Annotated in this window: 19 protein-coding genes; 14 read left to right on the top strand and 5 right to left on the bottom strand. The window is 65.7% G+C overall.

The window, feature by feature from the left end:
• The first annotated feature begins 161 nt into the window (after window positions 1-161).
• From glyQ to NKG59_RS08380, 8 genes are all read left to right on the top strand, one after another.
• Window positions 162-1,148, top strand: a complete 987-nt coding sequence (gene glyQ, locus NKG59_RS08415) for a glycine--tRNA ligase subunit alpha (RefSeq protein WP_253536351.1) — start codon at window positions 162-164, stop codon at window positions 1,146-1,148.
• Complete coding sequence (locus NKG59_RS08410) at window positions 1,145-1,804, top strand: hypothetical protein (protein ID WP_253536350.1); 660 nt, start codon at window positions 1,145-1,147, stop codon at window positions 1,802-1,804. The genes glyQ and NKG59_RS08410 overlap by 4 nt, the downstream gene beginning before the upstream one ends.
• 86 nt (window positions 1,805-1,890) lie before the next feature.
• On the top strand, window positions 1,891-3,984 hold the full coding sequence (gene glyS / locus NKG59_RS08405) for a glycine--tRNA ligase subunit beta (protein WP_253536349.1): 2,094 nt from the start codon (window positions 1,891-1,893) through the stop codon (window positions 3,982-3,984).
• Between the two features lie 31 nt (window positions 3,985-4,015).
• Window positions 4,016-4,594: a D-glycero-beta-D-manno-heptose 1,7-bisphosphate 7-phosphatase gene (gene gmhB, locus NKG59_RS08400; RefSeq protein WP_024976609.1), complete on the top strand. Its 579-nt coding sequence runs from the start codon at window positions 4,016-4,018 to the stop codon at window positions 4,592-4,594.
• Window positions 4,595-4,604: 10 nt separating this feature from the next.
• On the top strand, window positions 4,605-5,357 hold the full coding sequence (locus NKG59_RS08395) for a lysophospholipid acyltransferase family protein (RefSeq protein WP_045203731.1): 753 nt from the start codon (window positions 4,605-4,607) through the stop codon (window positions 5,355-5,357).
• Window positions 5,354-6,232: a M48 family metallopeptidase gene (locus tag NKG59_RS08390; protein ID WP_253536348.1), complete on the top strand. Its 879-nt coding sequence runs from the start codon at window positions 5,354-5,356 to the stop codon at window positions 6,230-6,232. The genes NKG59_RS08395 and NKG59_RS08390 overlap by 4 nt, the downstream gene beginning before the upstream one ends.
• A gap of 123 nt (window positions 6,233-6,355) precedes the next feature.
• The gene (gloA, locus tag NKG59_RS08385; protein WP_253536347.1) at window positions 6,356-6,763 is read left to right on the top strand and encodes a lactoylglutathione lyase; all 408 of its coding nucleotides are present in this window, start codon (window positions 6,356-6,358) and stop codon (window positions 6,761-6,763) included.
• Complete coding sequence (locus NKG59_RS08380) at window positions 6,747-7,652, top strand: DMT family transporter (RefSeq protein WP_253536346.1); 906 nt, start codon at window positions 6,747-6,749, stop codon at window positions 7,650-7,652. Before gloA ends, NKG59_RS08380 begins: the two co-directional genes overlap by 17 nt.
• Here NKG59_RS08380 and rsmA read toward each other — a convergent pair.
• The 4 genes from rsmA to NKG59_RS08360 all read right to left on the bottom strand — a co-directional run bounded on the left by rsmA (window position 7,639) and on the right by NKG59_RS08360 (window position 13,544).
• The gene (gene rsmA, locus NKG59_RS08375; protein WP_253536345.1) at window positions 7,639-8,484 is read right to left on the bottom strand and encodes a 16S rRNA (adenine(1518)-N(6)/adenine(1519)-N(6))-dimethyltransferase RsmA; all 846 of its coding nucleotides are present in this window, start codon (window positions 8,482-8,484) and stop codon (window positions 7,639-7,641) included. The genes NKG59_RS08380 and rsmA overlap by 14 nt on opposite strands.
• A gap of 31 nt (window positions 8,485-8,515) precedes the next feature.
• Window positions 8,516-9,532 carry a 4-hydroxythreonine-4-phosphate dehydrogenase PdxA gene (gene pdxA, locus NKG59_RS08370; protein WP_253536344.1) on the bottom strand — a complete coding sequence of 339 codons (1,017 nt, stop codon included), beginning with the start codon at window positions 9,530-9,532 and terminating at the stop codon, window positions 8,516-8,518.
• Window positions 9,533-9,619: 87 nt separating this feature from the next.
• Complete coding sequence (locus tag NKG59_RS08365) at window positions 9,620-11,122, bottom strand: peptidylprolyl isomerase (RefSeq protein ID WP_253536343.1); 1,503 nt, start codon at window positions 11,120-11,122, stop codon at window positions 9,620-9,622.
• Window positions 11,115-13,544 (bottom strand): LPS-assembly protein LptD, encoded by a 2,430-nt coding sequence (locus NKG59_RS08360; RefSeq protein WP_253536342.1) that lies wholly within the window; start codon window positions 13,542-13,544, stop codon window positions 11,115-11,117. Before NKG59_RS08360 ends, NKG59_RS08365 begins: the two co-directional genes overlap by 8 nt.
• A gap of 176 nt (window positions 13,545-13,720) precedes the next feature.
• Between NKG59_RS08360 and NKG59_RS08355 the strand changes: the two genes are divergently transcribed.
• From NKG59_RS08355 to murU, 4 genes are read left to right on the top strand one after another with little or no spacing between them, the layout of a single operon-like run.
• Entirely contained in the window at window positions 13,721-14,782 is a 1,062-nt protein-coding gene (locus NKG59_RS08355) for an aminoglycoside phosphotransferase family protein (protein WP_253536341.1), read from the top strand.
• Window positions 14,782-15,510 (top strand): AzlC family ABC transporter permease, encoded by a 729-nt coding sequence (locus NKG59_RS08350; protein ID WP_253536340.1) that lies wholly within the window; start codon window positions 14,782-14,784, stop codon window positions 15,508-15,510. Before NKG59_RS08355 ends, NKG59_RS08350 begins: the two co-directional genes overlap by 1 nt.
• A complete protein-coding gene (locus tag NKG59_RS08345) occupies window positions 15,507-15,833 on the top strand; it encodes an AzlD domain-containing protein (RefSeq protein ID WP_045203740.1) in 327 nt (108 codons plus the stop codon). Before NKG59_RS08350 ends, NKG59_RS08345 begins: the two co-directional genes overlap by 4 nt.
• Before the next feature lie 17 nt (window positions 15,834-15,850).
• Window positions 15,851-16,543, top strand: coding sequence for an N-acetylmuramate alpha-1-phosphate uridylyltransferase MurU (gene murU / locus NKG59_RS08340; RefSeq protein WP_253536476.1), 693 nt, complete (start codon window positions 15,851-15,853; stop codon window positions 16,541-16,543).
• Window positions 16,544-16,547: 4 nt separating this feature from the next.
• Here the strand turns inward: murU and NKG59_RS08335 are convergent, their stop codons facing one another.
• Window positions 16,548-18,605, bottom strand: a complete 2,058-nt coding sequence (locus NKG59_RS08335; protein WP_253536339.1) for a putative bifunctional diguanylate cyclase/phosphodiesterase — start codon at window positions 18,603-18,605, stop codon at window positions 16,548-16,550.
• A 227-nt stretch (window positions 18,606-18,832) separates the two neighbouring features.
• On the opposite strand from NKG59_RS08335, the gene NKG59_RS08330 reads away from it, so the two are divergent.
• Both NKG59_RS08330 and NKG59_RS08325 read left to right on the top strand, forming a co-directional pair.
• Entirely contained in the window at window positions 18,833-20,212 is a 1,380-nt protein-coding gene (locus tag NKG59_RS08330) for an aminopeptidase P N-terminal domain-containing protein (RefSeq protein WP_253536338.1), read from the top strand.
• Window positions 20,209-21,444, top strand: coding sequence for a UbiH/UbiF/VisC/COQ6 family ubiquinone biosynthesis hydroxylase (locus tag NKG59_RS08325; protein ID WP_253536337.1), 1,236 nt, complete (start codon window positions 20,209-20,211; stop codon window positions 21,442-21,444). The genes NKG59_RS08330 and NKG59_RS08325 overlap by 4 nt, the downstream gene beginning before the upstream one ends.
• Window positions 21,445-21,446 lie beyond the last annotated feature (2 nt).

The following is a 21,446-nucleotide window of genomic DNA, read 5'->3' as shown; positions in this document are numbered from 1 at the left end:
GAGGGCTTTCAAGCCACTTTCCGGAGTCGCTGACAAAAAACGCTAAAATTCAACGTTTTACGGCGGGCACGGAGCCAGGCGCTTCTCGTGCCCGCCGCTGCATTCCACCGTCGCGCGGTGCAACGCACGTTCCGTGCCGCCGCGGACCAACGGGTTCCACCATGCTCACCTTCCAGCAACTCATCCTCAAGCTGCAGTCGTACTGGGACGCCCAGGGCTGCGCCCTGCTGCAACCGATCGACCTCGAAGTCGGCGCCGGTACGTCGCACGTGCACACCTTCCTGCGCGCGATCGGCCCGGAGCCTTGGCGTGCCGCCTACGTGCAACCGTCCCGCCGCCCCAAGGACGGCCGCTACGGCGAGAACCCAAACCGCCTGCAGCATTACTACCAGTACCAAGTAGTGCTCAAGCCGGCGCCGGAAAACATCCTCGACCTGTACCTCGGTTCGCTGGAAGCGCTGGGCCTGGACCTGAAGCAGAACGACGTGCGCTTTGTCGAAGATGACTGGGAAAACCCCACGCTCGGCGCCTGGGGCCTCGGCTGGGAGGTGTGGCTCAACGGCATGGAAGTCACGCAATTCACGTACTTCCAGCAAGTCGGCGGCCTCGACTGCAAGCCCGTGACCGGTGAGATCACCTACGGCATCGAACGTCTGGCGATGTATCTGCAGCAGGTCGAAAACATCTACGACCTGGTCTGGACCGAGTGGGAAGAGCCGGGCCCGAATGGCCCCGTGAAGCGCCGCCTGACCTACGGCGACGTCTACCACCAGAACGAAGTCGAACAATCGACGTACAACTTCGAACAGGCCGACACGACCGTGCTGTTCCGCCGCTTTGCCGAGCACGAAGCCGAAGCCAAGCGCCTGATGGGCGTGCGCACAGAAGGTGATGCCGCTGCCGAGGGCGACGCACCTGTCGTGCAACTGGCCCTGCCCGCCTACGAGCAAGTGCTCAAGGCCGGCCACACCTTCAACCTGCTGGACGCACGCGGCGCCATTTCGGTGACGGAGCGCGCAGCCTACATCGGTCGCATCCGCAATCTGTCGCGTCTGGTCGCGCAGGCTTACTACGATTCGCGCGAGCGCCTGGGCTTCCCAATGTGCGGCACGGCCGCTGCCGGCGCCAAGACCACGGAGGCCGCATGACGGCCAACCGAGCACGGCGTGGCCTGGCGCTGCTGACGGCAGCGTCCATCGCCGCGCTGGCGCTACCGGCGAGCGTTGCGCAAGCGGCCCGACATCGCAGCTCCAAGGCGGCATCGGCGGAGAAGGTTTTTGTCGTGCCCAACACGTTGACGCAGCTTTGCGTGGCCGATTCCAAGCCGCTCCAGCAAGCGCTGAGCGGGGCCTGGGCGCCGCCTCCGCCGTCGATCGATCAATGGACGAGCCTGGTACGCACGATGGCCTGCGACCTGTCCGGCGCGCGTGACCTCGGCTGGCATCGCGTGCCGTTGCGCACGTATGCGACGGCCCTGCGCTTCCCGCTCACGTGGGTGGAGTGGCAAGGCACCGGCGCAAAGGCACAGCGCCGTGCGCGCGTGTTCCGCTCGGCAGGGCAATTGCCGAGCCGTCTGGAATTCAACGTGTCCGGCACGCTGCAGGAAGTGCGTTACGACGCGCGACGCGGCTTGCTGTCGGCCCGCTTCCTGCGCCGCGATGCGGCCGCGCCCGGCACCACGCCCGCGCCGATTGCACCGCCACCGCCGCCGGGCCAGTGCGCCGGCACGCAATTGCAGTTCCAGCAGCAGAACGGCGTGTGGCTGCTCTCGGGCGTGGAGCCCGTGCCCGGCTCGCCCTGCTGATTACTGAACCGAACCACACAACGTACCGCCGCACCTGATCTGAACACCCAGCGGCGCAGAACAACGACGTCACCGATTCAAACGCTATGTCCACCCTCCTGATCGAACTGCTGACCGAAGAACTGCCGCCCAAGGCGCTGGCCCGCCTGGGCGAGGCGTTTGCGCGCGGCCTGTTTGACGGTCTGTCGGCGCAAGGCCTGCTCGAAGAGGGCGCCGCCGTGGAAGGTTTTGCCACGCCGCGCCGCCTGGCTGCATCGATCACCGGCGTGCGTCGCACCGCGCCCGATCGCGAGCTGCGCGAGAAGGTGCTGCCCGTGACCATCGCCTTCGATGCCGAGGGCAAGCCCGCCGCGCCGCTGGTCAAGAAGCTGGCCGCGCTGGCCAAGACCGTGGGCGTGGATGCCATCGCGCCTGAATTGCTCGAACGCGCGCCTGACGGCAAGGCCGAAGCGCTGTTTTATCGCTACACCGCACGCGGCGCCGTGCTGGCTGACGGCCTGCAGACTGCACTGTCGCAGACCATCGCCAACCTTCCAATCCCGAAGGTGATGACGTATCAGCGCCCGAACGGCGAGAACGTTCAGTTCGTGCGCCCCGCACACAAGCTGATCGCACTGCTCGACAGCGAAATCATCCCCGTCAGCGCATTTGGCCTGCAAGCGGGCAACGTGACCCTGGGCCACCGTTTCCTGTCGGCCGGCGAGATCGTCATCAAAGACGCCACGTCGTATGCGAGCGCGCTGGAGTCGCAGGGCAAGGTCATCGCCAGCTATGGTAAGCGCAAGGAAGCCATCCGCGCCGAACTGCTCAAGACCGCCGGCGCCGATACGGTGGTCATGCCCGAAGCGCTGCTGGATGAAGTGAACGCGCTGGTCGAATGGCCCGTGGTCTACCCCTGCCATTTCGAGGAAGCCTTCCTCGCCGTGCCGCAGGAGTGCCTGATCCTGACCATGCAGACCAACCAGAAGTACTTTGCGCTGACCGATGCACAAGGTCACCTGCGCAACCGCTTCCTGATCGTCTCGAACATCGCCACGGGCACGCCCGAGGCCATCATTCAAGGCAACGAACGCGTGGTTCGCCCGCGCCTGGCCGACGCGCGCTTCTTCTTCGAGCAGGACAAGAAGAAGCCGCTGGCCGATCGCGTGCCGCTGCTCTCGCGCGTGGTCTATCACAACAAGATCGGCACGCAGCTTGAGCGAGTGTCGCGCCTGCAGGCCATCGCCGGCCAACTGGCCGAGAAGCTCGGCGCGGATGTGGCACACGCCTCGCGCGGCGCGTTGCTGGCCAAGGCCGATCTGCTGACCGACATGGTGGGCGAGTTCCCCGAGCTGCAGGGCACGATGGGCACGTACTACGCCCGCCACGATGGCGAACCCGACGACGTGGCGCTGGCCTGCTCCGAGCACTATCAGCCGCGCTTTGCTGGCGACGCGCTGCCCAGCACCGCCACCGGGACCGTGGTGGCACTGGCCGACAAGCTGGAAACGCTGGTCGGCATCTGGGGCATCGGCCTGCAACCCACGGGTGAGAAAGATCCGTTCGCGCTGCGCCGCCACGCGCTGGGCATCCTGCGCATGCTGATTGAGAAGCCGCTCGTTCTCACGATCGACGATGCGCTGCAGATTGCCGCCGCCAGCTTCGATGGCATTGCGGCCGTCAAACCGGATCTGGCCGCCATCTCCGACTTCCTGTACGACCGCCTGCGCGGCTACCTGAAGGACAAGGGCTACAGCACCAACGAGGTGGAAGCCGTGGTCAGCCAGCGCCCGCAGCGCCTGGACGACATCGTCGCGCGCCTCGAAGCCGTGCGCGCCTTTGCTGCTCTGCCGCAGGCAGAAGCGCTGGCCGCCGCCAACAAGCGCATCACCAACATCCTGAAGAAGACCGACGTGGCCATTGGCGCCGTGCAGCCGCAACTGCTCAAGGAAGACGCCGAGCGCGCGCTGCACCAGGCCGTGGCCTCGTCGGAGCCGCAGGTGCACGATGCCTTCGCACGCGGCGATTTCACCACCGCGCTCAAGACGCTGGCCGGCCTGCGCGAAGCGGTCGACACGTTCTTCGACGGCGTGATGGTGATGGCCGACGACACCGCGCTGCGCGACAACCGCCTCGCGCTGTTGGGTGAACTGCACGGCTTGATGAACCGCGTCGCGGACATCTCCAAGCTGGCCGCCTGATCGGCACTCCAAGCACCGTTCGGAGCCCACCATGCCCCATGTTCCCAAACTGGTGATTCTCGACCGCGATGGCGTCATCAACCGCGACAGCGACCAGTTCATCAAGTCGCCAGACGAGTGGATCGCCCTCGACGGCAGCCTGGAAGCCATTGCCGAGCTGAATCAGGCCGGCTACCAAGTGGTGGTGGCAACCAACCAGTCGGGCATCGGACGCGGCCTGTTCGAGGCCGCCGCGCTCAACGCCATGCACGAGAAGATGTACAAGGCGCTGGCCACCTACGGCGGGCGCGTCGATGCCGTCTTCTTCTGCCCGCACACCGCCGCCGATGCGTGCGAGTGCCGCAAGCCCAAGTCCGGCATGCTCCGCGAGATTGCACGCCGCTTCGACATGGATCTGACGGGCGTGCCGGTCGTGGGTGACTCGCTGCGCGACCTGCAAGCCGGCGTCGAAGTCGGCGCCGTACCGCACCTCGTACTGACCGGAAAGGGCGCCAAGACCCGCGATGCCGGCGACCTGCCCCCAGGCACCCAGATTCACGAGGACCTGCGTGCGTTTGCGCGTGCGCTGCTATCCCCTGCGCCCCAGGGCACGCCCACGCGCGCCCCTTGAATTCGCCCCCATGACTTTTATCCGTTCGCTGCTGTACCTGGTTTTCCTGATCGTCTGGACACCGATTTATGCGGTGACCTGCTTCATCGTCTTTCCGTTCATGAACCCGCACCGCCGTTTCTGGATGGTGTCCGGCTGGACGAAGTCTGCAATCTGGATGGCGCGCTGGCTGCTCGGCATCCGCTGGAAATACCAGGGCTGGGAGAACATCGAGGAAGCCGTCGCCACCAACAAGCAGGTGGTGCTGCTTTCCAAGCATCAGTCAGCGTGGGAAACCATGGCCTATGTTGCGACCATGCCGCGCCCGCTGTGCTACGTGTTCAAGCGCGAGCTGCTATATGTGCCGTTCTTCGGATGGGCGCTCGGCATGCTCAAGATGGTGCACATCAACCGCAAGGACGGCGCCAATGCGTTCGCGTCGGTCGCGCGCCAGGGTAAAGAGCGCCTTGCAGATGGCGCATGGGTGATCATGTTTCCGGAAGGCACGCGCACGCGCTCGGGCGACCCGAAACCGCGCTACAAGAGCGGCGGTGCGCGCTTTGCCGTGGATACCGGCGCATGGGTCATTCCCATCGCGCACAACTCCGGCCGGGTGTGGCCGCGCAATTCGTTCCTGAAGCATCCGGGCTTGATCACGCTGTCGGTCGGGCCGGCCATTCCGAGCGCCGGCAAGACCAGCGACGAGCTTAACCGCGAAGTCGAAGCGTGGATCGAAGCAGAAATGCGTAGAATCGACGCCGATAGCTACCGCGAGCACGCATGAAACTGCTGCGCCCACCGACTTCGCCCACCCCCGCCGACAGCGTCCAGCTTGAGCTGCCGCTGCTCGCGCCCGCAGCCCCGTCGCCTTCGCAGCCGCCTGACGCGTCCCTCCTCGCCCCGCCCGCACTCGACTTTTCCACCGCACCGCTCGGCCCCAACCAACGCCGTCTGACGCTGGGCGAGCGCGCGCTCATCTATAACCTCAAGCGTTCGTCGCGACGCACCATCGGCTTTGTCATCGATGATCGCGGCTTGTCGATTACGGCACCGCGCTGGGTCACACTCGCCGAGATCGAACACGCCATCGCCGAAAAGCAGAAGTGGATCTTCGCCAAGCTAGCCGAATGGCGGGCCAACGCCGCACGCCGCATGCTGCCGCCCATGGACTGGCAGGACGGCGCCGCGCTGCCGTTCCTCGGCAAAACGATCACGCTTAAGCTGGAATCGCCCATCGGCGCGTTGATGTTCGATGCCGACACCAGCATGCTGCACCTGGGCCTGCCGCCCAGCACCACCGAGCAGCAGATCAAGGACCGCGTACAAAGCTGGCTGCAGACGCAGGCGCGACGCCTCTTCGGCGAACGACTTGAGGTGTATGCCGAGCGCCTGGGTGTGCGGCACAGCGCGTATGCGTTGTCTTCAGCTGCCACGCGGTGGGGAAGCTGCACCGCCGACGGCAAGATCCGTCTGAACTGGCGCCTCGTGCATTTCCCGCTGAGCCTGATCGACTACGTGGTTGCGCATGAGCTCGCGCATCTCAAGGAAATGAACCACAGCCCGCGCTTCTGGGACACGGTGGAGTCCATCTTTCCTGAGTTTCGTGAGGCACGGGAGCAACTGCGCTCGCATCCGCCGGAATACTTGCCGGCGTTCTGATTCGCCTCGCCCACGCCGCAACGGCGTACGAGGGATGCGCCTGCAGGAAAAAAACCCCGCCTGCACGCTCCGCCACACCCTCCTACAATATGGCCTTCCGCAGTCCCCCAGGAAGGAAATCCCATGCGAATGCTCCACACCATGCTGCGCGTCGGCGACCTGCAGCGATCGATCGACTTCTATACCGAGGTGCTCGGCATGCAGCTGCTGCGCACCAGTGATAACCCGGAATACAAATATTCCCTCGCGTTCGTCGGCTACGGCCCGGAGGCCGGCAACACCGTCATTGAGCTGACCTACAACTACGGCGTGAGCGAATACGATCTGGGCTCGGCGTTCGGCCACCTTGCCATCGAGGTCGACAATGCCGCGCAAGCCTGCGACCAGATCCGCAACGCGGGCGGCAAGGTCACGCGCGAGGCCGGCCCGGTCAAGGGCGGCAGCACCATCATTGCGTTTGTGGAAGATCCGGACGGCTACAAGATCGAACTGATCCAGGCGCGCTCGATGCCCGATGGCAACCGCCACTGACGCCATCCGCCGGCCGCTGGACGGCACCGCCATCGGCCTGATGGTGGTGCTGTGCATGTGCTGGGGCTTTCAGCAGGTCGCCATCAAGGTGGCGGCGCACGACGTGGGCCCCGTCATGCAGGCAGGCGTGCGTTCGGCAATTGCGTCGGTCCTTGTGTTCGCATTTGCGCTCTGGCGCGGCACGTGCCTCTCGTTGCGCGACGGCACGCTGGCCGGCGGCCTGATGGCCGGCGTGCTCTTCGGCGTCGAGTTCCTGTGCATCTTCATCGGCCTGGGCTACACGACCGCTTCGCGCATGGCGGTGTTCCTCTACACCGCGCCCATCTTCACCGCGCTCGGTTTGCACTTCTTCGTGCCAGGCGAGCATCTGCGCCCGCGCCAGTGGATCGGCATCGGCATTGCGTTTGCGGGAATCGTATTGGCATTTGCCGACGGTGTCCTGCACCCGGCGGCCGGGCCGTCGACCTCGTTGGGCGACGCGCTGGGCGTGGTGGCAGGCGCGCTGTGGGGCGCGACGACCATCGTCGTGCGAGCAAGCAAGCTCTCCGAAGCCCCGGCGGCGAAGACGCTGCTGTACCAATTGGCCGTCTCGGCCGTGCTGCTGCTGTTGATGGCCGCCGGCACCGGCCAGGCCTTTACCGCGAACCTCACGCCCACGGCGCTGGCGAGCCTTGCCTACCAGTCTGTGCTGATCGCATTCGCCAGTTACCTGACGTGGTTCTGGTTGCTGCGCCGCTACCTGGCGTCGCGGCTATCGGTGTTCTCGTTCCTGACGCCGTTGTTTGGCGTGGCGTTTGGCGTGCTGCTGTTGCACGAGCCGGTGGGCCTGCGGTTTGCGCTGGCGGCAGCGCTCGTGCTGTCGGGCATCCTGCTGGTCAATCTTCGCTAAGCTCGGAAACGCTGCCGGCAATGCGGTTGGCCGGTAGCGCATTCGCCACCCCCACGAAGTCTTCCACCGGCACTTCTTCTGCGCGGCGGCCCAGATCAAAGCCCAGCGCTTCGAAATCGATCACGTCGCGCAGCGCGCCCAGCGTGTTGCGCAGCACCTTGCGCCGCTGCGAAAACGCCATCGTCACCACCGTGCCTAGCGCGCGCATATTGACCGGCGCATACGGCGATTTATCGGCTGGCCAGGGAATCATCCGCACCACCGCCGAATCCACCTTGGGCGGCGGGTTGAACGAACCCGGCGGCACATCCAGCACCAGCTCCATGTAGTACCGCACCTGCAGCATCACCGACAGCCGGCTGAACGCCTTGCTGCCCGGCGCGGCCACCATGCGGTCAACCACTTCTTTCTGCAGCATGAAATGCTGATCGCGCACACGATCGGCGAAGGTAGCCAGATGGAACAGCAGCGGGCTCGAGATGTTGTACGGCAGGTTGCCGACGATGCGCAGCGGCCGGTCCGCCTCCACCAGCGAGCCGAAATCAAACGCGAGTGCATCACCTGCATGCACGATCAGCCGATCGCCGAAGCGCTTCTGCAAGCGCGCGACGAGGTCACGGTCCAGCTCGACCACCTGGAGCGTGCGCACGCGCTCCATGAGCGGCACGGTGAGCGCGCCCAGGCCCGGGCCGATCTCGACGAGCACATCGTCGGGCTTCGGATCAATGGCTGCAACGATGGCGTGGATCACGCCGTCATCGACCAGGAAGTTCTGGCCGAAGCGCTTGCGGGCCTGGTGCCCCTGGTGAACGCCGGTCGTGGATCGTGCCATTGCGAACTCGAAATCGAAAAGGTGAAGAAATTCAGGAACGTACCGTGTGCCGCGCCATGGCGATGGCGGTATCGATCGCCTCGATCATGCTGCCGAACTCGGCGCGCCCCGTGCCCGCCAGGTCCAGCGCCGTACCGTGGTCCACCGATGTGCGCACGAACGGCAGGCCCAGCGTGATGTTCACGCCATGCCCGAAGGTGCCGTACTTGAGCGGCGCCAGACCTTGGTCGTGGTACATCGCCAGCACGCAATCGGCGTCTGCCAGAAGGCGCGGCTGGAACAGCGTATCGGCCGGATATGGACCGCGCGCATCGATTCCGCGCGCACGCGCACGCGCGATGGCCGGCTCGATCACCTCGAGCTCTTCGCGGCCGAGGTGACCTGATTCACCCGCATGCGGATTCAACCCCGTTACGAGGATGCGCGGTGCGGTCAAGCCGAAGCGTGTGCGCAAATCGCGCTGCACGATGTCGAGCGTTTCGTCGAGCACTGCGGGCGTGATGGCGTCCGGCACCTCGCGCAGCGGCAAATGCGTCGTCGCCAGCGCCACGCGCAGCATGGCGTCGTCGTGTGCCGGCTGCGGGCCAGCGAGCATCATCACCACGCGCGGCGTGCGGCTGCGCTCGGCCAGGTATTCGGTATGGCCAGTAAACGGCACGCCTGCGTCGTTGATCGTGCTCTTCTGCACCGGCGCCGTGACCATCGCGTCGTAACGGACGCCGTCCGCCGTGCCAATCTGGCAGCCGTCGATGGCTGCGTCGAGCAGGTCCAGCACATAGCGGCCGTTGGCGGCGTCGAGCACGCCGGCGCGTACCGGCGCACCCAGCGGGCGCTCCACAATGGTCAGCGCCGTGGACGCAACGCGCCAGAAATCGCCCTGCCCGATCGCATCAGCGCGCGCCTGCAGCAATGCCGCATCGCCCATCACATGCCATTGCACATCGGCGTAACGCGGCGCCGCCTGTCGCGCCAAGTGCAGCAACGCAGCCACGGTGATATCGGGGCCGATACCTGCAGGTTCTCCGGTGGTGATGGCAATGTTCAGCATGCAGCGCTTTCCTGCGATGGTTTCCGGTCGGTCTAGAAACGCCACGGCCGCCCGCAGGCGGCCGTGAGCGATGCGGATCTCCGTAGCTTACTGCTGACGGTTCACGCGGTATTCCACGTGTGCCGAGTCGCGCAGCTCACGCAGCCAATCTTCATAGGCGGCCTGCACCTTCTGCTCGCGAATCACAGAGCGTGCGTAGTCGCGCTGGCGATCTCCCGACACCTCGGCCTCGCGGCGACCTTCCACCTGGATCAGATGCACGCCGAACTGGCTCTGCACCGGCTGCGACACATCGCCCGGCTTGAGCTGGTTCATCGCCTGCTCGAATTCCGGCACCAACTGTCCCGGGGACACCCAGCCCAGCTCGCCACCCGCACCGGCCGAACCGTCCTGCGAATACCGGCGAGCCGCATCGCCAAAGTCATAGCCGTGGACGATCCGATCACGCAGGCCTACCAACTGGCGGCGCGCGTCGTCCGCGGACATCGTCGGACCGGTCTTGATCAGGATGTGGCGCACTTGCGTCTGCTGCACCTTGGCGGCAATCGCCGTGCTCGGTGCGCGCTTCTCCAACAGCTTGATCACGTGATAACCAGCCGGGCTTTCTAACACTTGGCTCGCCACCTGGCCGGCCTTCATGTCGACCACGGCGTTGGCAAACACAGCCGGCAAGCGACCGATCGGACGCAGCCCAAGTTCGCCGCCTTGCGAGGCATCCGGCGCGCCAGAATTGTCACGGGCCAGCTTGGCGAAATCCGCACCGCCCTGTGCTTGTTTGAGCAGGGCTTCGGCCTTGCTGCGCGCTGCGGCCTTCTCGGCATCCGTGGCGCCTTCGGCGACCGGCACGAGAATCTGCGCGACGTTGTATTGCTGCTCGCCAGCCGGGGCCGTTCCGCCGCCCTGCTGCGCCAGATAGTTGTCGATCTCGCCGTCGTAGACCTGCACCTTGGAGTCGACCTCGCGCTCGCGCAGGCGAGCCAGCAGGATTTCCTGACGCAGGTCGTCGCGGTACTTGTCGTACGTCATGCCGGCATCTTTCAGCTTGCTCTTGAGCTGCGGCACGGACAGGTTGTTGCGCTGGGCCACGCTTTCCACGGCACGATCCACATCGGCGTCAGACACGCGGATGCCGCTTTCCTTGGCGGTCTGCGCCTGCACGCGCTCCAGGATCAGTTGCTCAAGCACTTCGCCGAGCATATCTGCGCGCGGAGGCAGCGGACGGTTCTGGGCGCGGAACGTACGCTCAACCAGATCGGCGCGGTTGAGCAGTTCGCGGCGGGTGATGACGTCGGTGTTGACCACGGCCACCACCTCGTCGACCAGCTGACTGCGCGGTGCACCAGGAGCCGTCGGCTCGGGCAGCGTGCCCTGCAGCAGCGGCTGGCTTGGCGACGAACCCGGGTTGGCGAAGATGCCGCGCACGGGTGTGCTCTTCTTTGCCGATTGCGTCTGCTGGGCGTGGACGGCTGGTGCCAGAGTGGTCCCCGCCAACAGCGCGACCAGCACGCCGGTGGCGACACGCAAGCGGCCCAGAGGAGCCACACGCGTGGCGAAAGCGGTCGATTGGAAAGCCATGATGTCGTTATTCATATTGATCCAGCACGGACGGCGTGATCGGCTGCGCGGTCACCGGCTGGTAGCCAGGCACGTTCAGACGAATCACGTCGATCGGATTGTTCCCCACCTTCGACAAACCCTTGAATTCGATCTGGGCAAAGATATGCGTCGTATAGCCCGAAACCGCATTGCTGTAGCGCTGTACCGCCAGTCGGCCAACCCAGCAGTCCGCCACATATTCGAGGCCAAGCAGCATATCCGATGGCTTGCGCGCATCCAGGTCGTAACCGATGCGGCCCAGACCGTACAGACGCCGTGTGATCGGCCACTGCGTTGAGATATCGGCCTGTTCGAGAGGCAGTTGGCCGGTATTGGCATCTTGCCGGTAATAGCGGTAGCCGAGGTTGATCACCTTGTTGGCTTCCGGCTTCCAGCTGAATGCGACGGTCGAGCGCATGATGCGGTCGATGTCCTGATTGTACTGAAGGTTCGTATCGAAGAAGATGCCGCGGAACATCTGGATCGTGGTCGCTCCCAGAAGGTCCGAATAGCGGCGCACCGACGTCGGCGCCGCCCCCGCCAGCGTCACGCGCTGGCCTTCGAAATCGATACGCTGCGCGATCGTGGCACGCAAACGCTCAATGCCCGATTCCGCTTCAATAAAGCGCGTGGTCACGCCCGCCGTCAGTTTGTTGTTGTCGGCAATGCGGTCGTAACCCGTGTATGGGTTCTCGGTAAAGATCTGGCCGAGGTTGTAGTCCGACTGACCAGTATCGAACAACGGAATCTGCGACTGATCGCGATACGGCGTGTACACGTAGAACACGCGCGGTTCCAGCGTCTGGATGTAGCTCACGCCAAACAGCTTGGTGACCAACGGCGCATCGCGCTCAAAGGTCATGCCCGAATCGAGCGAGAACGTTGGCAGCGTGCGATTGATCTGCGTGTCCTGCGTATCACCTGCAGGCCGGTCCAGTCGATACGATGTGGCGTTCAGGATGAACTTCGGTGTCACAAACCAGCCCGGCCGGATGATCGGATAGCTGATCGTCGGCTGCATGAACAACCGCTCACCCTGGACTGTGTTGGCCGTCGGGATCGAAAACCGCGTGTAGTCGGTCAGGAAATTGATGTCAAACCCGCCAACGTCGTACCGGTTATACGCCAGATTCAACTGTGGTAGGCGCTCGTACGGCGCTGCCAGTGGCGTCGTCGCAGTCGATAGCGTCTGGAACTTCTGCACGCGCGCCATCGCAACCCAGTCGCCGATGGAATAGGTAACGCCGCCTTCCTGGGTGTACTGACGCTGCGTCGCCGTGACGATGCTGCGGCCAAGGTCATCCGGATAGGTGTTATCGGAGACCTTGTTGTAGTTGATGTAGCCGGTCAGGCCCGGTGCTAGGCGCTGCGTGTGCAGTGCTGAAATCGACCAGCGATTGCGACCCGCCTCACGGTCATCGGGCAGAAATTCGCCTCGCAGGACTCCGTTGTACGAGGTATCAAGATAGCGATATTCGGCGCCAAGCTGCAGACCACGTTGGCTCAGCAGACGCGGGTACAACGTCAGATCGCGGTTCGGCGCGATGTTGAAGTAATAGGGCAGCGTAATGTCTGTCCCGCTGCGGCTGTTGTAGCCGAAGACCGGTGCCAAGAAGCCGCTGCGCCGGTCGTCATTGAGCGGGAAGTCCATGATCGGCGCGGCAAACACCGGCACGCCGAAGAAGTGCAGCACGCCGTTGCGGCCAGTACCGACTTGGCGGTCGCTGTCGATGTCGATGCGGCTTGCGCTGAAGTACCAGTCGACATTGTCGGGCGAGCACGTGGTGTACGTACCGCGCGTGATGCGGCTGTTGTCCTTGTCGATGAAGTCGATGCGGTCTGCGGTGCCGCGGCCGCCGGTCGAGTGGAACTCGTAGGTCGGCGTGCTGATGGTGCCTTCGTTGGCGGTGACCTTGAGTTTGGCATCCGGGCCGGTGACGAGCGTGCCGCCCTTGAACAGACGCACGTTGCCGGTGGCGGTGGCAACGTCGGTGTCCTGGTTGTAGTCGAGGGTGTCGCCCTTGAGCACCGAACCGTTGCGGCGCAATTCGCCATTGCCGCGCAGGTGGATGTCTTCATTGGTGCGACCGTCCATCTTGTCGGCCGCGGTAAACGTGGGAACAGTGTTGTCCGGTCGCTGGACGGGCTCGGCCATCTTGGGCACCAGCGGACTGCCGCCAGGCGTGGTCGGGCCGGACGTGGCCAGCGCTGTCACCGACGAGGCCGGGGTGACAGCAGGCGCCGTCGCCTGCGTGGTGTCCGCGCTCTGCGCCGCGGACGTCGCCGTCCAGACACCGGCCACCGCGAACACCAGCGGGCGCAATGCCAGCGTGCCACGCCGGTTGGCGGGCCGCTGATCGGGCGCGGCAACAGCAGCGCGCTGCCGGTTTTTCCTGGCTCGGTTCGGTTCGGTCATGCAGATCGGGAACAGGGCCGCACGCGCAACGGCACGCACAGGCACAAAATCAGTCAGTACTGCGGTCAATCCCGCCGCCGGACGCGGCCTGGACAGGGCCGGCGCTCGCTCGCGGCGAAACTCGGTCGGGTATTATACGGGGCTTCCTTCCAGCCTCATTCCAGCATTCTCTCAGCATGGCTTCGACCCCTGGCGCCGCAGCAGGCGCAACCGACGCACGCCTCAGTCAACTGCGCGACTGGCTCGGCACATTGCCCGCCGCCCACGGCCTGCGCATCGACACGCTACAGCCCGCTTCGGCCGATGCCAGCTTCCGCCGTTATTTCCGCCTGGACAGCGCCAACGGCACGCTGGTCGTCATGGACGCCCCGCCGCCACAGGAAGACTGCCGCCCCTTCGTTCATGTGGCGGGCTTGCTGAATGGCGCCGGCGTTCATGCACCTCAGGTGCTGGAGCAGGATCTCGCGCAGGGCTTCCTCCTGCTGACCGACCTGGGCCCGCAAACGTATCTGCAATCGCTGCGCGAACGCAATTTCGACCTCGCCTACGCCAACACGCTGTTCCGCCCCGCCATCCATACTCTGGTGCGCTGGCAATTGGCCTCGCGCGAAGGGGAACTGCCGCCGTACGACGAAGCGCTGCTGCGCCGCGAGCTGTCGCTGTTTCCCGACTGGTATGTCGATCGGCATCTGCAACGCCCGTTGGACGCGGCCCAGCGCGAATCACTCGACAAGGTGTTCAAGCTGCTGGTCGACAGCGCCCTGGCCCAGCCGCGCGTGTACGTCCACCGTGACTACATGCCGCGCAACCTGATGATCAACGCGGCCGACCCGGCGCAGCCGGGCGTGCTGGATTTCCAGGATGCCGTCTACGGCCCGATCACCTACGACGCTGCCTCGCTGCTGCGCGATGCCTTCCTGTCGTGGGATGAAGAACAGGAGCTGGATTGGGCCGTGCGCTACTGGGAAGCGGCCCGCGCTGCCAAGCTGCCCGTGGATGAGGACTTCGGCGAGTTCTACCGCGCGCTCGAATGGATGGGCGCGCAACGCCATCTGAAGGTGGCCGGCATCTTCGCGCGCCTGCGCTACCGAGACGGCAAGACCGGCTACGTGGAAGACACTCCGCGCTTCATCGCCTACCTGCGCCGTGTATGCAGCCGCTACAACGCGCTGGCGCCGCTGGCCCGCCTGCTCGATCAACTCGAAGATCGCGCGCAGCAGATCGGCTACACGTTCTGATGGCCTCTCCCCGCGCCGTCGAGTTCCGCGCCGGCATGCTGGCACTCGCGCCCATGTTGCTGGGCGTGGTGCCGTTCGGCCTGATCTACGGCGTGCTGGCCACGTCCGCCGGCATGCCCGCGTGGCTTGCCGTCGCGATGAGCGCTATCGTTTTCGGTGGCGCCTCGCAGATGATCCTCGTGCAGTTGTGGGCCGGTGGCGCGCCCGCGCTGGTGATTGCAGCGACGGTATCGATGGTGAATCTGCGGCACGCGCTCTACTCAGCCAGCATTGCACCAACGCTGGCGCATCTGCCGCGCCGCTGGAAATGGCTGATCGCCTATCTGCTGACCGACGAAGCGTTCGCCGCCATGAACCGCCGGGTCGTCACCGCGCAGCCCGGCAGCGAGGAAACCGCCTACCGCCACTGGTATTTCCTTGGCGCTGGCGTGGCACTGTGGTCCAGCTGGCAGGCGTCGACGATCGTCGGCGTGGTGCTAGGCGCGCAGGTGCCGACTTCGTGGCCGCTTGATTTCTTCCTGCCGCTCACGTTCATCGCCATCGTGGTGCCGGCGCTGCGCACGCGTGCGCAGTTGGCCGCCGCCCTGACGGGCGCCGCGCTGGCGGTGGCGTGGACGGGCTGGCCGCACAAGCTCGGGCTGATGAGCGCGGCGTGTGTGGGCATCGCCGTCGGCGCGCTGGTCGAGCGCTTGCTCGCCCGACCGGCCGACAAGGGGGCTGCCGCATGAAAGCCCTGGTCCTCTTCGGCGTATTGCTGATTTCCGGTGCGGCCACCTACCTGATCCGCCTATCGTTCATCGCGCTGGAAGGGCGCATGAACCTGCCGATGTGGTTCCGCAGCGCCCTGCCCTACGTGCCGGCCGCGATGCTGACCGCGCTGATCGCGCCCGACCTGCTGATGCGCGACAGCGCGCTCGCGGTGTCGATCGACAACCCGCGCCTGCTTGCCGGCATCGTCGCCATCGTCATCGCACGGGTGACGAAGAGTGCGATGTGGACCATCGTCGGCGGCATGGCTGTGCTGCTTATTCTGATGAAGGTGATGGCTTGAATTCCACGACGCGTGCCATGATTTTTGCGGCGGGCCGCGGCGACCGCATGCGCCCTCTGACCGACCACACGCCGAAGCCCCTGCTCAACGTGGGCGGCAAACCGCTGATCGTCTGGCAGATCGAGCGCCTGGCCGCGGCAGGCGTGCGCGACATTGTCATCAACCACGCGTGGCTCGGCGCGCAGATCGAAGCCTCGCTCGGAGATGGCAGCGCGTGGGGCGTACGCCTCGCATATTCACCCGAAGGGCAAGCGCTGGAGACGGCGGGCGGTGTCGCCCAGGCGATGCCGCTGCTGCATGCCGGCGATGGGCACAGCGTATTCATTGCCGTCAGCGGTGACGTGTTCTGCGATTACAACTACGCCGTGCTACGCGACCGTGCGCCCGCAATGGCGGCGCAAGCGACACCCGGCATGCATTTGGTGATGGTGCCCAATCCGCCTTATCACCTGCGCGGCGACTTCGCCCTGGATGACGAAGGCACGCTCCACGCCGAAGGCCCCGAGCGCCTCACGTTCGGCAACATCGGCTTGTACGACACGCGCCTGTTTGCCGACATCGTGCCCGGCACGCGGCTGGCGATGACGCCGCTGTACCACCAGGCCATCGCCGAAGGCCGGGCCACCGGAGAGCGCTTCGACGGTCGCTGGGAAAACGTCGGCACACCAGCCCAGCTGGCCGCGCTCGACGCCGAAGTTGCGTCGCGCTAAGCGCTTACGCCATCGCGGCGCTCAGTGATTCCGCCGTCATGGGGCGGCCCAGCAGATAGCCTTGCAGCGAGTGACAACCGAGCCGCGTCAGGAACGCCTGCTGCTCGGCCGTCTCTACACCTTCTGCGACGATGCGCAGGTTCAGCGTCTGACCCAGCGCCACGATGGCCGAGACGATGGCCGCGTCTTCCGTGTCGTGCGCCAGATCGCGCACAAAGCCACGATCGATCTTCAGCTCGCTGGCAGGCAAACGCTTCAGATACAGCAGGCTCGAATAGCCGGTGCCGAAATCGTCGATCGAAATCCCCACACCCATCGCGTCGAGCTGCTGCAGAATCTGCAGGCTCGCATCGACATCGCGCATGGCGGTCGACTCCGTAATCTCAAGCGTCAGGCTGCGCGGGTCCAGCGCATGGCGCTCGAGCGTGTCGCGCACGGTGTCGATGAGTGCGGCATGGCCAAACTGCAGCGCAGATAAATTCACGGCGACGGTCCAGCCGGTGCGCCCCTCGCGGTGCCATTGCGCCATCTGGCGACAGGCTTCGTCCAGCACCCACGTGCCGAGCGGCACGATCAGCCCCGTCTTTTCGGCCAGCGGGATGAACTCGTCGGCGGGCACCAAACCGCGCTGCGGATGCTGCCAGCGCACCAGCGCCTCCACGCCCATGATCGGCCCATTGGGCGCGTTGAACTTGGGCTGGTAGTGCAGCACGAGTTCGTGCCGCTCGACCGCGCGGCGCAAGTCCTGCACGAGCTGCAACTGGTGATGAACGTCGGCGTTCATCGAGGGCTCGAAAAAGCTGTAGGCGTTCCGGCCCAAACCCTTCGCGTGGTACATCGCCGCATCGGCGTTGGTCAGCAGATCGTGTTGGTTGCCGCCGTTGCCGGGGTAGATCGCGATGCCGATGCTGGTCGACACCCGCAGCTCGTGACCGCCAGCCATGAAGGGCTCGCGCACCACTTCCAGCAGCGCATCGGCCAGGGTGCCGGCGTCTTCCGGATCGTCCACGTAGGCGAGCACGACAAATTCGTCGCCGCCGACACGCGCCACGGTGTCCTGCTGGCGTACCCGCGCGCTGATGCGCTGCGCGACGTCGATCAGCAGCAGATCGCCCACATGGTGCCCATAGACATCGTTGACGGCCTTGAAGCCATCCAGGTCCATGAACATGAGCGCGAAGCGGCGCTTCTCGCGTTCAGCCGTGCGGATCGCCTGGGTCAGGCGGTCTTCCAGCAGCACCCGGTTGGAAAGCTTGGTCAGGTTGTCGTGCAGCGCAAGGTAGGCCAGTTCCTTGTTGGCCGCGGCCAGCGAATTCGCCAGCAAGGCGGTGCGCGCTTCCATGCGCAGGTCGAGCACTGAGATGATCAGCGCGATAGCCAGCACCGCCAGCGTCACGATGATGATGACCAGCGCCAGCCATTCGGCACTCGCACCGGTGTGCGCAGCGCCGCACACACTGCCAAATGGAAACGATGCCGCCGACATGCCCATGTAATGCATGCCGACGATGGCCACGCCCATCACCACCGCCGAACCGGCACGCAGTGCACGAACGCGTCGCGACTGCCGCCTCAGGCGGAAGGCGATCCACAGCGCCACGCCAGAGGCCAGCACCGCAATCACGATCGACAGCGCAAACCTTGCAGGGTCGTATTGGATGCCTGGGTTCATGCGCAGCGCGGCCATGCCGGTGTAGTGCATGCCCGCGACGCCCGCGCCCATGAGCAGCGCGCCGCCCGCCAGACGCGGCCACGGCAATTCACGTCGGCTGACCAGCCACAACGCAAACATCGACGCACCAATACCGATGGCGAGCGAGGTAAGCGTGATTCCGACGTCATATCCAACCGGGATCGGCAGGTTCAGCGCCAGCATGCCGACAAAGTGCATCGACCAGATGCCCAGCCCCATGGCCGAAGCTCCGCCGATGAGCCACGACAACGCCGCGCGGCCGTGTGCGGTGACGACACGTCCTGCCATATCCAGCGCCGTATACGACGCCAGGATGGCCACGAAGAGGGAAAGCAGGACGAGAAGAGGGTTGTAACTGCTGGCGAGCATCGGTTCTCCTGGGCAGGCCGATCCAATGCGGCCAATCCACTGCAGGCAGAGGTCGCAACCGGGATGCAAAACAGGTCAGTATTAACGGCGGTGGCCGCCCGAGACTTTAGGAGAGGCCGCCCGCACCGCACAAGTCTCCTTACGGGTGTGGCAATGCCCCTCCCCCGAATGCCCACCAAGCGCGGCGTTACAATCGACGCATCCTTTCTGCCGCTGGAAAACACGCCATGTCCGCCACCGAACTCGCTTTCCTCCAGACCTATCGCCAGCGCCGCGAGCGCGTCGTGCAGTGGCTGCGCGCGGCGGGTGGCGGGGTCGCCATCGTGCCCACCGCACCCGAAGCGATGCGTAACCGCGATAGCGACTACCCCTATCGGCATGACAGCTACTTCTATTACCTGACCGGCTTTACCGAGCCCGAAGCGGTGCTCGCCATCGTGGTACCCGCGGGCAGCGCACCCGCACGCAGCGTGCTGTTCTGCCGCCCGAAGCACGAAGAGCGCGAAATCTGGGACGGCTTCCGCTTCGGCCCCGAAGCCGCGAAGGAAGCCTTCGGCCTGGATGAGGCGCACTCGGTGGAAGAGATCGACGCGACGCTGCCCAAGCTGCTCGCCAACGCCGCCGCCGTGGCATATCCGCTGGCCGAGAGCGGCATGTTCGACCGCCGCATGCGCCGCTGGCTCGACGCAGTGCGCATGCAAGGCCGCGCGGGTGTGTCGTCGCCGCACCAGGCGTTGGACGTGCGCGCCATCCTCGACGAGCTGCGCCTGTTCAAAGACGCGAGCGAGCTCGACATCATGCGCCGCGCCGGACGCATCTCTGCAGGGGCGCATGTGCGCGCCATGCAGGCCTCGCGTGCCGGCCTGCGTGAATACCATCTCGAAGCCGAACTGCTGTACGAATTCCGCCGCCACGGTGCGCAAAGCGTCGCCTACAACTCCATCGTTGCCACCGGCCCCAACGCGTGCGTGTTGCACTACCGCGCCGGCAACGCCGAACTGCGCGACGGCGATCTCTGCCTGATCGACGCCGGCTGCGAGCTGGACGGCTACGCGTCGGACATCACGCGCACGTTCCCCGTGAACGGCCGCTTCACCGGCCCGCAACGCGAGTTGTATGAGCTTGTGGTTGCCGCGCAGGAAGCCGCCATTGCCGAAACGCGGCCGGGCGTGCCGTATAACGTGCCCCACGACGCCGCCACGCGTGTGCTGGCGCAAGGCATGCTCGACACCGGCCTGCTCGACGCCAACCAAGTCGGCACGCTCGACGACGTGATCGCCGGCGGTCAATACCGCCAGTTCTACATGCACCGCACCGGCCACTGGCTCGGCATGGACGTGCACGACGTGGGCGAATACCGCACGCCCGGCACCGCCGCTCCCGCGGAAGGCGAACGCCCGTGGCGCCCGCTGGAAGCCGGCATGGTGCTGACCGTCGAACCCGGCATCTACGTGCGCCCCGCGCCCGGCGTGCCGGAACAGTACTGGCACATCGGCATCCGCATTGAAGACGACGCCATCGTCACGCCCGAAGGCTGCGAAATCATCACGCGCGACGTGCCCGTGGCCCCAGACGAAATTGAATTGGTGATGCGGAGCCAGGCATGACCGACGGCATCACAGCAAGCAGCGCGGTGCCAGACTTCGACGTCGCCATCGTCGGCGCGGGGCCTGTCGGGCTGGCGCTGGCCAACTGGTTGCTGCGCGACACCGACTGGCGCATCGCCCTGTTCGATGCGCGCGATGCTGAAGCCGCAGCGCGAGACCCGCGCTCGCTGGCGCTCTCGCATGGCTCGCGCGTGCTGCTGCAGGAGATTGGCGGCTGGCCCACGCGCGCCACGCCCATCACGCACATTCATGTCTCGCAGCGCGGCCACTTCGGGCAGACGCATATCCGCCGTGAAGACTACGACGTCCCCGCGCTCGGCCACGTCGTGCAATACGGCGACCTGAGCGCCGCGCTCAACGCCGCACTCGCCACGCAGATGGAGCGTCACCCGAACCGTCTCACCCGCTTCGACCACACACCCGTGGAGCGCGTCGAGCAACTGCCGCGCGCCGACGGCACCGTCGCGCCGGCCCGCGTGCGCGCGCTACGCGAAGGGCGTCATCCGCTGGCCATCGAAACGGAAGTTGTCATCCAGGCTGAAGGCGGCTTGTTCGACGACGCGCGCAAGCAGCAAGGCGGTATCGGCCACGCGCGGCGCCGCGATTACGGCCAGACAGCCATCGTCGCGCACGTGCGCTGCAGCGCGCCGCTTGAAGGCTGGGCGTGGGAGCGCTTCACACCCGAAGGCCCACTCGCTTTGCTGCCGCAGGATGACGCGCACGGTCCCGGCTACGCGCTCGTCTGGTGCTGCGCGCCCGACGAAGCACGCCGACGCGCAGCGTTGCCCGACGACGCCTTCCTCGCTGAACTTGGCGCGGCCTTTGGCGAGCGCATGGGCCGCTTCACGCACGCCAGCCCGCGCCACACTTTCGCGCTCGGGCTGCACGCCCAGCGCATTCCGGTCGATCGCCGCGTCGCCGCAATCGGCAATGCCGCGCAGACGATCCACCCCGTGGCGGGCCAGGGCTTCAACCTCGGCCTGCGCGATGCATTCGAGATGGCGCGCGCGCTTCGGGATGGGGCAACGGCAGCCACCCTCGCCCGTTTCGCGCGCGAACGCGCGTTTGACCGCGCCGTCACCATCGGCCTGACCGATTTGCTGCCGCGCGCGTTTGCCGTGCCGGGCCGGCCGTTTGGCCACCTGCGCGGTGCGGCGCTTACGCTGCTGGAATGCCTGCCGCCGCTCAAGCATGGGCTGGCCCGGCAGATGATGTTCGGGCAGCGGGGCTAGCG

It is taken from the genome of Ralstonia chuxiongensis (assembly GCF_024158925.1).
In the GTDB taxonomy this organism is placed as follows: domain Bacteria; phylum Pseudomonadota; class Gammaproteobacteria; order Burkholderiales; family Burkholderiaceae; genus Ralstonia; species Ralstonia chuxiongensis.
The sequence above is the reverse complement of the archived record's forward strand: the minus strand, read 5'-3'. Positions and strand labels throughout refer to the sequence as shown.

Bases quoted from the DNA above. Each gene is read 5' to 3' on its own strand.
- glyQ (WP_253536351.1), top strand. From the start codon at position 162: ATGCTCACCTTCCAGCAACTCATCCTCAAGCTGCAGTCGTACTGGGAC.
- NKG59_RS08410 (WP_253536350.1), top strand. From the start codon at position 1,145: ATGACGGCCAACCGAGCACGGCGTGGCCTGGCGCTGCTGACGGCAGCG.
- glyS (WP_253536349.1), top strand. From the start codon at position 1,891: ATGTCCACCCTCCTGATCGAACTGCTGACCGAAGAACTGCCGCCCAAG.
- gmhB (WP_024976609.1), top strand. From the start codon at position 4,016: ATGCCCCATGTTCCCAAACTGGTGATTCTCGACCGCGATGGCGTCATC.
- NKG59_RS08395 (WP_045203731.1), top strand. From the start codon at position 4,605: ATGACTTTTATCCGTTCGCTGCTGTACCTGGTTTTCCTGATCGTCTGG.
- NKG59_RS08390 (WP_253536348.1), top strand. From the start codon at position 5,354: ATGAAACTGCTGCGCCCACCGACTTCGCCCACCCCCGCCGACAGCGTC.
- gloA (WP_253536347.1), top strand. From the start codon at position 6,356: ATGCGAATGCTCCACACCATGCTGCGCGTCGGCGACCTGCAGCGATCG.
- NKG59_RS08380 (WP_253536346.1), top strand. From the start codon at position 6,747: ATGGCAACCGCCACTGACGCCATCCGCCGGCCGCTGGACGGCACCGCC.
- rsmA (WP_253536345.1), bottom strand. From the start codon at position 8,484: ATGGCACGATCCACGACCGGCGTTCACCAGGGGCACCAGGCCCGCAAG.
- pdxA (WP_253536344.1), bottom strand. From the start codon at position 9,532: ATGCTGAACATTGCCATCACCACCGGAGAACCTGCAGGTATCGGCCCC.
- NKG59_RS08365 (WP_253536343.1), bottom strand. From the start codon at position 11,122: ATGAATAACGACATCATGGCTTTCCAATCGACCGCTTTCGCCACGCGT.
- NKG59_RS08360 (WP_253536342.1), bottom strand. From the start codon at position 13,544: ATGACCGAACCGAACCGAGCCAGGAAAAACCGGCAGCGCGCTGCTGTT.
- NKG59_RS08355 (WP_253536341.1), top strand. From the start codon at position 13,721: ATGGCTTCGACCCCTGGCGCCGCAGCAGGCGCAACCGACGCACGCCTC.
- NKG59_RS08350 (WP_253536340.1), top strand. From the start codon at position 14,782: ATGGCCTCTCCCCGCGCCGTCGAGTTCCGCGCCGGCATGCTGGCACTC.
- NKG59_RS08345 (WP_045203740.1), top strand. From the start codon at position 15,507: ATGAAAGCCCTGGTCCTCTTCGGCGTATTGCTGATTTCCGGTGCGGCC.
- murU (WP_253536476.1), top strand. From the start codon at position 15,851: ATGATTTTTGCGGCGGGCCGCGGCGACCGCATGCGCCCTCTGACCGAC.
- NKG59_RS08335 (WP_253536339.1), bottom strand. From the start codon at position 18,605: ATGCTCGCCAGCAGTTACAACCCTCTTCTCGTCCTGCTTTCCCTCTTC.
- NKG59_RS08330 (WP_253536338.1), top strand. From the start codon at position 18,833: ATGTCCGCCACCGAACTCGCTTTCCTCCAGACCTATCGCCAGCGCCGC.
- NKG59_RS08325 (WP_253536337.1), top strand. From the start codon at position 20,209: ATGACCGACGGCATCACAGCAAGCAGCGCGGTGCCAGACTTCGACGTC.